The 12,325-nt window shown below is 43.7% G+C and carries 7 protein-coding genes; all 7 read right to left on the bottom strand.

Going from position 1 to position 12,325, the window contains the following annotated elements; translation table 11 throughout:
• Positions 1-417 precede the first annotated feature (417 nt).
• Positions 418-4,770, bottom strand: coding sequence for a T9SS type A sorting domain-containing protein (locus LN893_RS05625; protein WP_229968823.1), 4,353 nt, complete (start codon positions 4,768-4,770; stop codon positions 418-420).
• A 348-nt stretch (positions 4,771-5,118) separates the two neighbouring features.
• Complete coding sequence (locus LN893_RS05620; RefSeq protein WP_229968822.1) at positions 5,119-6,327, bottom strand: beta-ketoacyl synthase N-terminal-like domain-containing protein; 1,209 nt, start codon at positions 6,325-6,327, stop codon at positions 5,119-5,121.
• A 316-nt stretch (positions 6,328-6,643) separates the two neighbouring features.
• Positions 6,644-7,927: an adenosylmethionine--8-amino-7-oxononanoate transaminase gene (gene bioA / locus LN893_RS05615; protein ID WP_229968821.1), complete on the bottom strand. Its 1,284-nt coding sequence runs from the start codon at positions 7,925-7,927 to the stop codon at positions 6,644-6,646.
• Positions 7,928-8,079: 152 nt separating this feature from the next.
• Positions 8,080-8,694 carry a dethiobiotin synthase gene (gene bioD / locus LN893_RS05610; RefSeq protein WP_229968820.1) on the bottom strand — a complete coding sequence of 205 codons (615 nt, stop codon included), beginning with the start codon at positions 8,692-8,694 and terminating at the stop codon, positions 8,080-8,082.
• Positions 8,691-9,824, bottom strand: coding sequence for an aminotransferase class I/II-fold pyridoxal phosphate-dependent enzyme (locus LN893_RS05605; protein WP_229968819.1), 1,134 nt, complete (start codon positions 9,822-9,824; stop codon positions 8,691-8,693). The genes bioD and LN893_RS05605 overlap by 4 nt, the downstream gene beginning before the upstream one ends.
• Before the next feature lie 77 nt (positions 9,825-9,901).
• Complete coding sequence (gene bioB / locus LN893_RS05600) at positions 9,902-10,903, bottom strand: biotin synthase BioB (protein WP_229968818.1); 1,002 nt, start codon at positions 10,901-10,903, stop codon at positions 9,902-9,904.
• A gap of 359 nt (positions 10,904-11,262) precedes the next feature.
• Entirely contained in the window at positions 11,263-12,303 is a 1,041-nt protein-coding gene (locus LN893_RS05595; RefSeq protein WP_229968817.1) for an FUSC family protein, read from the bottom strand.
• Between the last annotated feature and the right edge of the window lie 22 nt (positions 12,304-12,325).

Below are 12,325 nucleotides of genomic sequence, written 5' to 3'. Positions count from 1 at the left end.
CTGTTTTGTTTTACCTATCTATTATTGTGTTGGATTAATTTAATATATAAACAAACCTTGTTTAAAGTGCTTTTAAAGCTTTTAGTGCAATTTTTTTTGCTAAGGTAGTACTTATTAACTGTTAGGTTTATATGCTTGTAATCGATTTATTACTGTTTTTAAAATTTTTGATTCGAATACGATAATGCCTGTTTAAACTTTAAATTACATTTTTGATACTACTCATACTTTGTATTATTTGATGTTTTAGTTGCTGCTAAGTTGTGCTTCGTGTTGAAGTGCTACAGGATGAAGTTGTTATGAAATGAAAACAGGGGTAGAAACAAAAAAGGAGCGGGAGGACCATTTGGCCCTCCCGCTCCTTTTTTGAACAAATAAGATACTCGTACTAGGTGTCTCTTGAAGTAGAGTTGGTGGTTACTGAACCTTCACCACTTTTGTAGTAGCTTCAAAGCTGCTAGTCACAACCTTCAGGACATAAACACCGCCACTAAGGTTTTGTAATGGGAGTTCTGCAGTAGTAACACCAGCTGCAATGTCTACTTTGCTGCTGTAAACTTCCTGGCCTTGTAAGTTGTAGAGGGTTACTTTGGCTTCACCTGTTAAGCCAGAGGTAAGCGCTATGTTCAGGCCTGATGTGAACGGGTTAGGATAAGCTTGCAACTGCGCTTTTGCAACATTTACCTTCGAATCCACACCTACAACCTTGCTGTATGCAGACTTGCCGTCAAAATCAACTTGCTTTAGGCGATAGTAGGCGGTACCATGTAGCGGAGACATATCGGTAAAGCTGTATTTCTGCACTTGGTTAGTAGTGCCGTTACCTGATACTGTTCCTATTGCACTGTAGCTTTTGCCGTCCTGGCTGCGCTCTATAACAAATTTATCATTGTCTTTCTCAGAAGCCGTAGCCCACTGCAACAACACCTGACCATTGTTTGCGACACCTGTGAAGTACATGATTTCAACAGGAAGCGGCGTTGGTATGCTTGTAGGGTCATATATCTGTATTGCCAAAGGAGAATCGGTGGTTTTGCCAAACGCATCAGTAGTACGCATCGTAAAGTAATAGTTACCTGGTCGTACAGCAGTAGCATTCGATACGATGATGTTTCCAGTTGCAGGGTCTATTGCTGCGCCAGTTGGAAGAGTGCCACTAACGAGTAGTGCAGAAACAACACCACCATCACGGTCAGTAACTGTGGCTAATGGCTCCTTATTAACATATTCATTGAAGTTTTTAGGAGCAGCTACCACATATTCAGCTTTACAGTTCACTGTTATATTAACTGTGCTGGATGCTGTTGTATTGTTACCGCCGCAAGTTGCAGTAACTGTCCACTGGAATGTATAGTCGCCAGATACAAGACCTGAAACTGAAGGGTTAGCTGTGTTCGCACCTGTTATAGTTGGATCTGCTGCACCAGCTGGTTTGCTAACAACAGTCCACAGGCCAGTGCCAGGAGCTGGATCGCTACCTTGTAAAGTAGTAGTGTCGCCACATACAGTTTTTGCTGCACCTGCACTAATAGTGGTTAAGCCATTAGTCACCTCTACAACAGGCATAGTTGTAAAAGCTGCTGTACAGTTTGCATTATCATTAACTTCTACAGAAAAAGTATAGTTACCATTTACAAAAGGCATGTTAGCATTAACAGTTTCGGTAGAGCCGTTTCCTGTAACAGGATTGCCAAATTGTGTTCTGGTTTGAGTATCAGGTGCTGTGTAGAAAACTGTATAAGTATAGTTGCTTTGCGTAGGCACACTTACCGTTAGCGAACTGCCAGGGCATATTTTATAACTACTGACTGTTACTGGCTGTGTTATATCAGGACCATTTATCGTAACAGTAACTGTAGTTTGGTTGCTCTCGTCAACCTTATCAGTGTTTTCTATGGAACAGGGTTCACCCACGCGTTGGATAAGGACACTATAAGTTGTTGTTTTAGGTACTGGAACAGGATCAAAGCTGATGATATCATCTCCATTTTCAGGTGACACAGGATCTCCGATGGCTGCTTTAGTTTCAAAGTCGATTAACTGGTAAGAGTAGCCATATTCTGCACCAGTTAGCGAAATAATAGTTTCTGTATTTGGGCAGTTCGACTGAGTTATGGATGCAGACAACGTGTAGGCTTTTGGTAGAGGTGCATAGACTTGAGCAGTAAGGGTTCCAAAAAAACCGTTACAAGTTTCTGGTGCCCCAACTTTGATAGCTTTTACAGATAATGTAGTATTTGCATACAACGGAGCTGATTGTAAACTGATAGCGCCTCCTGTGCCTAGTACTGAGGTGCCAGAAGGTTGAGAGTTTACATATAAGTTATAAACAATTCCTGCTTCTGTAGTAGAAAGCTTTACTGTGGCAGGAGTACCTGGGCAATACTTCACTTCGGATAAAGTGGTTGTAATGTTGCTGGTTTGTAAAGATTTACACTGAACTATTTTAGCTGTAGATGGGTTGCTCTCACATTGTGAATCAGAGGTGGCTGTAACATAGACAGAAGCACCTGCAAAAAGCTCAAACGGCGAAATGTTCTCGATGTGCCAAACACCTCCATCTACTGGAGCAGAATAAACAGAAGAACCAGCAATATAAAGCTTTACTATAGTTGCCCCTGCTGGCGCACTTCCAGTAAGGCTAGTGCTGTTTTCAATAATATCGCCTGTTATAGCAAGACCACTACTGCTTTGCTGTGTTGTAACAGTTACACCTGTTGAGGCAGGGCTTTGAGTTTTGGTGTAGGCTGTTGCTCTTGCTGAAATGGTGGCACCAATGGGAATAGATAAGTTTGTTACCTTCCATACTCCATAAGCATTCACTTTCACAACGGAGTCAACTGCAGTGCCATTAGAGTAAACTTGAATGTCGGTACCAGGGGCCTCCCATGAAGTTCCTGTTACTGTTGTTATAGTACCACTAGGTATACAGTAAGAACCTGTTATGCTAGGTGCTGCACTTATGGCAGCTGTGTCTGTTGTAGATGAAGAGACAGTTATGGTGTTTGACCGGCCTGAAATTAAAGTTCCGTCACATGTAGTGGTGCTAATCTTAGACTTAGCATAAACAATATCTCCAGCCGAGACACTTGTTAATTTGTTGTAGCTCCAGTCATAGGTACCATTTGTGTTCGCTGTAGAAGCTGCAGTAACTGTGGCAATTTGTGCTCCATTCTTATATATAAATATGGTGGCGTTGGCATTAACAGACGTGCCGCTAATACTCGTAGAGGCTGGAGTAAGTGTTGATGTTAAAATAGTAGGAGGATCTGCAATGGTAAAAGGATCACCATGATTACCATTTTTAGCTACGAAACAAAGTTCATTAGATACTTCAGACTCGCAAGCCTCGTTTGGGGTGAATGTTACGTGATATTTTCCGTCTGTAAGCGAGCCAGCTCCGTTTCCAAATGCAACCGTTTTGGTTACAACACCAGAGCTTGTTATTTCCCTTGTTTGTATAACATTATTGTTATTTGGTATTGAAACAGGAGTAAAGGTGCCATTGTTACCTAGCATAAAAACGTTTATGGTTCCTACTACAGTAGTGGTAACTTCTACAATTAGCCCTTTTGATCCGTCAGTTCCTGTTATCTTTGGAGGGGTGGTTTTACACATACTCTGCAATGTTCTTACAATGACTTCTGCAGAATAAGGCGAAAGAGGCTTGTTTGTAGGATTTACAGTTGCTTTAATAATGCCGTTGGTAACTAGTATAGAAGAGGCAACAGAAAACATCCACGAACCATCAGTGTTTACTTTAGTTTGGCCAATTTCTATATCATTTTGATAAAGATTTATAGTTGAGCCAGGAGCTTCAACGGATGCACCTATAATAGTTTCTGCGCTTGTAAATATAGGCCCAAATACAGTCGGAGCCATGGTAGTAGTTGAACCAAAATTTCCATTTTCGATTTGCTTCGGCGTTGTAGGAGGAAAAGTATTTATAATATCTTTCCAGATGTTGGTTTTGTCATTTCCATAGTCGTCATCCTTCGCGTCGCCTACATCTGAAGCTACACCGCTGATGCCGCTTTTGGCACTTGTAACAGTAATACCAGACATTCTTAAAGGCATAGTAGCAGTAATGCCTCCGTTAAAGGCAGACATTGGTACATAAAAGTCGTAGAAGTAATCAGGGTCACCGCCTCCAGTTGTTGCAGCTATTGCTTTTTGTGAGTACTGACTGGCAGAACCACTGAAAAGTATTGTTTCGGTGTCAACGTTTGTAGTTGCATTGTAGTCATGCTTAATAACTCTTACATCGAAATTAGTGGCCAACAATACCTCATACTCAAAGCCTGGATTTATACCTGTTCCACTAAATTTACCGTCAGAATCAATCAAAACAGTATAACCTTTAGATGCTGAAGACTGACCTCCTAACCTAACCCTGAAAAGCATGTTGGTACCATCGAAGTGAGCAGCCAAAGGAGAGCCTGTAGTGCCTGTATAAGATGACGTGGCTAAATCTGTGTGACCGCCGCTCGCTCCAGTTCTCAAGTCGGCCAAAGGTTCATTGATCATAGAAGGGAAAGCCTTGTATGGGATTTCACTGAAATCTTTACCCTCATCATTTGTACCACTAAATCCAGCGGTAGTATTAGAAACATATCCGTCCTTGTTAGGGTCAAGTACAGCGTTTCCTCCGTTTGTAGCGGGCTTATAAATCAAGCCTGGAGTTTGTGCTTGCGCTATAGAAGCAAGAAATAACAAGAAAACAATGGTGAAAGCTAATCTACTGAGTGCGGTGCGTACACTTGTTGTCATAAAAAGGCTTTGATAGGTTCGTTGGTACTTCTTCCAAAATGAGTTGCTCTATAGTAGGATAGTCCTACTCAGAGAAACATTATTGGTAGTTTTGCATCTTTATATTGTGAATTTCGTACCAGCCTTCGCTAACAAAGAATTTGTAAAGTCTATAAGTATTAAAGTTTAGCTATATAGTTAAAACAAAGGGTGTAAGATTATATATAACATTTGCACCTGTATTGGCACACAAGCGTTAGAAGAGAGAATTTTCTTGATTTAGGAATACTTTTTTCCTTTTTTAGGAAAGAGGTGAGGTTAGCAAAAACAAAGCCAAATATATTTGTTTATACAAATATATGAGAAACTTTATATTAATGTTAGAACAAGGGATGCCGCATTGCCACCGAAACCAGCAGCATTAATAAGAATTCTTTTAACAGATTTAACAGATGCTGGTTCTTGTTGTGACACAGCAATGGAATAGGGGATGGAGGAAACGCGCTGTTGCTGAAATATGTGAAGTGCATACGCTAAGCTAAGAGCACCTGATGCACCCAAGGTATGGCCTATGAGCCACTTATTATTTGTAAGAAAAGGCACTTTGGCACCAAACACCTTCTCAATAGCGGCTAATTCAGCGCTGTCGCCAGCGCGAGTGCCTGGCGTGTGGGTGATAATCAAATCTATAGTAGCAGCTTTGGGCAACTGTTGCAAGGCATGCTGCATAGACTGCTGAAAGTTCAGGCCTTCTGATGATATCCCTGTCTTACTTTGAATTTTTTCAAAGCCAAAGCCTATAGCCTCAACTATATAATCTCCTTTTTTTAAGCGTGAAGCATTTACTTGTTCCAAGGCAAACACAGCTGCGCCTTCGCCTAAAACAAAAGTATTTTGCTTGTTTAAAGTATAAGGCTGACAGGGGTATAAACTATCGTGGAGTTTAGAGTAAATCCCAATGGCTTTCATTTGGGCAATGGTGAAATCAGTAAGCGGAGCCTCGGTGCCGCCTGCCAGAAAACGTTGCGCCATGCCAGCTTTTAGCCAGGCGGCGGCATTTGCTATGGCCATTAAAGCAGTACTGCAGGTAATGGAATGACTTATCTGAGCGCCTCCTGCATTAACGGCATGTGCCACCCAACTAGAAAGGTTGCCCAAAGTAGTAGTAGGGGAGGCACCAGAAGAAAGTGCCTGTTGTAGGAAAGCATCGTAATGATGCTCAAACAAACCAGAGGCACCACGCGAAGAGCCTATGTTAACCGCCAAGCCATGCTGCAGTGTTTCCTCCTCCTCTTGCAGCCATCCTGCCTGTTCAGTTGCCTGCCGAGCAGCATAAATAGCCATCAATACTGACCTGTCTAACTGTTTATAGTTGGGGTTTGCCTCTAGAAGTTCCTGTAGCTTTTGCTCTGCAGCTTCTGGTAATTTGGCAACAGGAGTAGGGGTGTTTTGATGCTGGATAGTTACAAAGCCAGGCTTAGCTGCCCTGTAACATGCTGCCGTGGACACTGCATCATGTCCGAGGGGAGAAATAGCGCCTGCGCCTCTTATTACAATATGTGCTTTTTCTGTGTCCAATGCACAACAAAGGTAGGGAAGAGTGTTAAGAATTAGGTGTCAAGAGTGAAGAATACTTCAGAATGTTTGAGTGCGGTGATGTGGCTGCTGTTGGAGATATGGTCTTTCTTATTTTCTCTGCCATTTCGAACAAGGTGAGAAATCTGAATCTTTTATACATAATGTGGCAGATTTCTCACTCTGTTCGAAATGACAATTAGGTATATTTTATCTTAGCCGACTACTAAGGTGTTTTTTGAAAGCTATCATAATAAAGCGAGACACCAATATGGAACTGCCCTTCTGAAAGGAGAATTAACAAGTGCAACAAATACTGCTAAGTACCTGGGCTTGCTACAATGGCTTGCATCCCAATAATTGTCTGGTATACACTCTCTAGCTGTTCATCTGTAATACAATACGGTGGTATGATATAGATGATGTTGCCTAGTGGGCGAAGCAAAACTCCCTGCTCCAGCGCGTAGTTGTATAGAGTGTCACGGAGGTTATTGAAGTAGGAGGTTCCACCAGCGTCGAACTCTACAGCCACGATGGTACCTTGTTGGCGCACTTCCTGCACCTTTGGTAGCTTGCGCATTTGTTCGGCAAAGGCAGCATGCCTGTTGCAAATGCGTTGTATGTTTTCCTTTGTTTCTTCCTGCAAAAGTAAATCCATGCTGGCCAGTCCTGCGGCACAGGCTACTGGGTTGGCTGTATAACTATGGCCGTGGAAAAAAGTTTTGTTTTTGTCGTCGTGTAAGAATGCCTTATAGATTCTGTCAGAGCAGGAGGTTACTCCTAAAGCCATTGTGCCGCCCGTTAAACCTTTGGACATGGTTACCATGTCTGGTTTGCGCTGGAGGTAATCGGAGGCAAACGTGCGACCAGTGCGGCCGAAACCTGTCATCACCTCGTCGGCAATCGTTAAAATTTCATGCTTTTGGCAAATCTCCAGCAGTTGGTCCAGTACATCAGGTGTATACATCACCATGCCCGCTGTGCCTAAAACCAACGGCTCGTAAATAAACGCGGCCACATCTCCCTGCAAAGCAAATTCCTCCAGTTGGACTATCGTTTTTGCTTCTGTACCTGCTGTCGGCAAATCAATAAAAGCAACATCGAACAGATATGACCAGAAAGGGGCTGTAAAAGTACTTCGGCTGCTCACTGCCATGGCACCAAAGGTATCGCCATGGTAGCTATCGCGGAAGGCGATAATCTTCTTCTTCGGCGTACCCATATTTAACCAGTACTGGATAGCCATTTTTAAGGCAACTTCCACAGCTGTGGAGCCATTATCAGAGTAAAAGATGCGACTCTGGCCTTGTGGTAATATTTGTAGCAACCGCTCTGCAAAAGTAACGGCGGCAGGATGCGTGAACCCAGCGAAAATAACGTGCTCCAGTGTCTGGAGTTGCTCTGCTACCTTCTGTGCAATATAAGGGTGTGCATGTCCATGCAAGTTAACCCACCAAGAGGCAACTGCATCTATAAACGTTTTACCTTCTTCAGAAAACAAAAGCGCCCCCTCGCCCCGAACTATGGGTATTGGAAGCGCCGCAGTTTTCATTTGCGTGTAAGGATGCCAGATGACGTTATGATCGCGTTCGGATAAGTTCATTTTAAGGTGTTAGATAGTAGATGTTAGAAAATAGATTTTATGCTTAGATGCAGCACCAGATTTATGAACAGTATAAGCACTTAATTCTGTCGCGCTTGGTGAATTGTAATCTTTAAAAGAGTGTCTAAAATCTAATGTCTAGCATCTAAAGTCTAAAGATAGCCTTCAAACTGCTTTGCGTATGCTGCTACCGTTTCTTTGCAGAAATCGGCTTCCTGGCGAATAGAAGGCAGGCGATGCAGGCCAGTATACTTGATGATAAAATCTTCGGTAGAAGCATTTTCCTCGCCGTTGAAGATGATACCTGCTACGGGTATTTTACGGTAACGCAGCACCTCCGCTGTCAGCAGTGTGTGGTTTATGCTACCGAGGTAGTTCCTGGAGATCAGTACTACTTCCAGCCCCAGTCGTTGCACCAGGTCCAGCACCAGGTAGCGTTTGTTCAGGGGAACCATAAGTCCACCTGCACCCTCTACAATAAGGTTGTTTTTTGTCTGAGGAATTTCGATACCATGCACGTCAATTTCTATTCCTTCTGCTGCCGCGGCTTTGTGTGGCGATGCTGCCATTTTGAGGCGGTAAGCTTCCGGGAAAAAAGTAGACTGCTCGTTTGATACCAGACTTTTAACAGTGTCTGTGTCGGTGAAATCCAGGCCGCCTGCCTGCACAGGTTTCCAGTAGTCGGCCTGCAGGGCTTCGGTTAGTATGGCAGCGGCAACTGTTTTGCCAACGTCCGTTCCAATCCCTGTTACAAAATATTGTTTCATGTACCTTTGGCTATGGCCTTCACGAGGCTCTCAATTTCATTTTCAGTATTATAAGCATGCACAATCAGGCGGAGTCTTTCTTTGCCTTTCGGCACAGTAGGGCTCAGCACAGCACGTACATCTAATCCTTGTTTTTGCAGCGTTTCCGCTAATGGTTTAAGTTGCGCAGCTTCTGGCAAAAAGACAGAAAGAATTACGCTGTCTGCCGGCGTGCAGCAAATGTCGCTCAACTTGTTTAGTTCCTGGTATAGTTTATTTGCCAGTTGCTGCACATACTTTCGCTCACGCGATAGGTCTGGCAGCAAACGATAAGCGCACTTTAAACTTACCAAGGCATGCGTCGGCAAGCCAGTAGTATAAATAAAAGCCCGACTGTAGTTTATAAGAAAGTCGCGCAATATTTTGGAGCCTACTACAGCCGCTCCGTGACTACCCATGGCTTTACCGTAGGTAATTACCTGTGCAAATACCTTGTTCTCCAGCCCTAAGGCTACCGTCATTCCTTCTCCGCTCTCGCCATAAAGCCCTACGGCATGTGCCTCATCTACTATCAGGGCAGCTTGATGCGCTTCGCATACATCAGCCAACTCTAGCAATGGCGCTTTATCACCATCCATCGAGTAAACCGACTCCACTAGCACGTATACTTGTCCTGTAGCGAGCTTCAGTTTTTGCTTCAGGTCTGCCACATCGTTATGTCTGAAAGCATAGCTTTTAGCAAAGCTTAGTCGCAGTCCGTCTTTCATAGAGGCATGGCTAGCCTCGTCGTAAAACACGGTGTCGCCACGTTGCGGCAGTGCAGAAAGTAACCCCAGGTTGGCCGTGTAGCCAGAGTTGAAGAGTAACGCAGCTTCTGCTTTGTGATAAGCAGCTATCTGCGTTTCAAGTTCTTCAAAAAGCCTATGGTTGCCCGATAGTAGGCGGGAGCCTGTAGCCCCCAACGGTAATTGTGTATAGTTTACCTCTTCCTGCTGTATAAGTGCCCGCAGTTTGTTGGAGCGGGCGAGGCCGAGGTAGTCATTCGAACAAAAGTCAACAAGGCCAGAAGTGGTTTTCAGATGGCGCAAGTTGCCCTGCGCAGCCCGTTCCTCCAGCTTCTGCTGTAGTTTTTTATTTAAGATGCTAGACATTAGAAGTTAGATTCTAAAGAGGAAAGAAACAATGTCCTGAACAAAAAGTCTAATGTCTAAAATCTAGTTTCTAAAATCTACCCAACCACAGGTTGGCTTTCTTCCTTAAAAGATTTTCTAGGTGTTAATCCCAGCAGGTCGAACATCGCTTTATCAGCATCGAAATCTGGATTAGGTGTTGTCAGAAGTTTCTCTCCTGTGAAGATTGAGTTCGCGCCAGCCAAAAAGCATAGTGCCTGCTCCGTTACATTCATTTGCTCACGTCCTGCCGATAAACGGACCATTGTTTTTGGCATCAGGATGCGGGCTGTGGCAATCATGCGCACCATCTCCCAAACCGACACGCGTGGCTGGTTTTCGAGTGGCGTGCCTTTTACAGGCACTAGTGCGTTTACAGGCACAGATTCTGGGTGCTGCACTAGCGTGGAGAGCGTATGAAGCATACCTATACGGTCTTCATCTGTCTCACCTAAACCTATAATGCCACCCGAGCAAACAGAAATTCCTGCCTTGCGCACATTATCTATCGTGTCTAAACGATCGTCGTAGGTACGCGTGGTGATAATGTTGGAGTAGTTCTCTTCTGAGGTATCCAAGTTATGGTTGTAGGCATACAAACCAGCCTCTTTCAGCTTTTCTGCCTGGTATTCGTTTACCATACCCAAGGTGCAGCAAACTTCCAGCCCCATGTCGTTTACGCCTTTCACCATGTCCAGCACTTTGTCGAAGTCGCGGTTGTCGCGAACCTCTCTCCAGGCTGCACCCATACAAAAACGGGTAGAGCCACCGTCTTTCGCACGTTGGGCTGCTGATAGCACCTGTTCCTGGCTTAGCAGCTTATGTACCTGTACATCGGTGTGGTATCGTGCAGCCTGCGGACAATAAGCACAGTCTTCGGTGCAACCACCTGTTTTAACCGATAACAAAGTACAAACCTGCACCTCGCCAGTTGCCTGGTACTGCTTGTGCACGTTGGCAGCCTCTACTATTAATTCTAGTACTGGCTTGTAATAAATTTCCTTTATCTCATCCAGACTCCAATCGTTTCGAATGTCTGTGTTCAGTCCGTTTTGCATCATGGTAAGCGTTTTTGGGTTACGAAGGTAATTTGAAGATTTAGGAAATAAAAATCAAAGGTATGGGTAGGTTTCGTGGATAAATAGCTAACTTATTAAGCTATTGAGCAATTCCTGTGGAAAAATCGTTTTGTTAATTTGTTGGAAAGCTGACTTCATTTTTGAAACTATACTCTTAGGTAATTTTAAAAGGCAAAAGCCAGCCTCATCACCGTGTGAAGACACGGTTGAACTCAAGGTGATTTTTTTGGGAAAAGTAGAGATAATCTAGATGGGGTGCTACTGCATAGTGACTGGATTTTGGCAGACTACGCTATGTCAGGATTTGTTCTGTTGCAAGAGCTTGTTGCTTGCTTTATGACTTATGCGTTATCTCTTTTCCTCAGAAAGACGAACGAGCTAATGTATACCAAAGCTCCTGCTGCAATGGTAGAAATAAGCCTTTCTAAAACAATCTCTCCAGGATCGCTTGAGTGGCTACCCAGCAGTAGTAGAATAAACATGGTAATAAATATGACAGCCAGGGCATAATGCTGTCTTACAAGCATCTGAAAGAAGAAGGCGTTAAGTGCTATGATGATCAGATTAGTGGTGTCGTTAAAGTGCAGGAATAGAATGACGCTGCCTAGCACACAACCTATCAGAGTGCCCACTATTCTGTCTCCGATGCGCTTTTTGGTTTGTTTAAAGCTTGTTTGTAAAATAATGATGACAGTGAACGGAAGCCAGTAACCATAGGGGTAGCCACTTACTCTGTACACCAGTAACCCAATGACCAAGAGTAAACTTAACTGCGAACTATATATGAACAGGTCTTTGTCTAGGCCAAAGCGATAGTTTTGTTTTGGCTCGGCAGCTGCAACTGTCTGGTCCGTTTTACCCTTCGCATCACTCTTCTTGAAGCTAAATAAGATGCATAGCAGCAACTGGATGGTGAAGCCAAGTGTGCAACCCAACACAGTGGTTTTAACAATTTCCATGTCTTGTGGAATGGACAAGGCCATGAAGAATACGACTGAAGCAGGAATGTTAATATCAGGCCAGTTGTTAGGGAACAGCTTTCGCCAATAGCCGAAGCTAAACGCTAGTAGCACAGCACCCAGTAATGTCGTGAAGATGTTGTGTTTGGTAAGTATAGCTAGTACGCAAGTTGTAATCAGGATCAGGATTACTTTGGCAACGGTTGCGAGTCTTGCTTTGAAAGCTTCTCTGGTGTTGATGCCAGTAACACTCAGCATAGAAACCACAAGAAACCCAGTTGTTGGTCCGAAGGCAAATTGTTGTGCTAGAAGTAAGGCAATAGTTACAGCTAAGGTAGCAAATATAGCAGTTTGTGTATCGGAGATGTTTATTTGTCTGTTAAACAAGCTTCTGTGGGTATTTTGTTGAGAAGCAGCGGGCATAGCGTTCTTTTGTTTGAAATGC

This window comes from Pontibacter harenae (genome assembly GCF_020907245.1).
Classification (GTDB): domain Bacteria; phylum Bacteroidota; class Bacteroidia; order Cytophagales; family Hymenobacteraceae; genus Pontibacter; species Pontibacter harenae.
The sequence above is the reverse complement of the archived record's forward strand: the minus strand, read 5'-3'. Positions and strand labels throughout refer to the sequence as shown.

Bases quoted from the DNA above. Each gene is read 5' to 3' on its own strand.
- bioD (WP_229968820.1), bottom strand. From the start codon at position 8,694: ATGAAACAATATTTTGTAACAGGGATTGGAACGGACGTTGGCAAAACA.
- bioB (WP_229968818.1), bottom strand. From the start codon at position 10,903: ATGATGCAAAACGGACTGAACACAGACATTCGAAACGATTGGAGTCTG.
- bioA (WP_229968821.1), bottom strand. From the start codon at position 7,927: ATGAACTTATCCGAACGCGATCATAACGTCATCTGGCATCCTTACACG.
- LN893_RS05625 (WP_229968823.1), bottom strand. From the start codon at position 4,770: ATGACAACAAGTGTACGCACCGCACTCAGTAGATTAGCTTTCACCATT.
- LN893_RS05605 (WP_229968819.1), bottom strand. From the start codon at position 9,824: ATGTCTAGCATCTTAAATAAAAAACTACAGCAGAAGCTGGAGGAACGG.
- LN893_RS05595 (WP_229968817.1), bottom strand. From the start codon at position 12,303: ATGCCCGCTGCTTCTCAACAAAATACCCACAGAAGCTTGTTTAACAGA.